1 protein-coding gene is annotated in these 493 nt (G+C 56.2%); it reads left to right on the top strand.

Annotated elements, in window-relative coordinates:
- Positions 1-381, top strand: a 381-nt coding sequence (locus ACGHJ7_RS14785; protein WP_390479187.1) for a sensor histidine kinase, incomplete at its 5' end; no start/stop codon positions are given.
- Positions 382-493 lie beyond the last annotated feature (112 nt).

Here is a 493-nt window from a genome sequence, read left to right as displayed (position 1 = left end):
AGCTTAGCACCCTGTCCAAATTTCCGGGACCACCTCACTATTTCCGGCCCCGATATCGCGGTCGAAAGCCGCGCCGCCACGCCGGTTGCATTGGTGTTCCACGAGCTGGCTACCAACGCGATGAAGTACGGAGCTCTGTCCAATCCCGAGGGAAGGATTTCGCTGGACCTTTCAACCGAGGACGAGATGGTCCGCTTCCGCTGGAGGGAACACGGAGCTTACATCGACAAGGCGAGTGAGCCTCAAACGGGTTTCGGAAGTCGCCTCATCGAGTTGGCCGTGAAGCAACAGCTAGGAGGCAATTACGAGAGAACCTGGCATGACGATGGCGTTGAACTCGTCATGGATGTCCGAAAAAGCAGGTTGCAGGAGCCTAGTTAAAGAAGAGCCTAAGACGGGCTGGCGGATCGATTTTTTCGCCCTTCCGGACCGCAATGACATAGTCGAGAACCTGCTTGAGAATGCTAGGGCGTAGACTCATTAGCGGCGATCC

The organism is Altererythrobacter sp. MTPC7 (assembly GCF_042851395.1).
Taxonomy (GTDB): domain Bacteria; phylum Pseudomonadota; class Alphaproteobacteria; order Sphingomonadales; family Sphingomonadaceae; genus CAJXSN01.
This window is presented reverse-complemented; position numbering and strand designations above follow the sequence as displayed.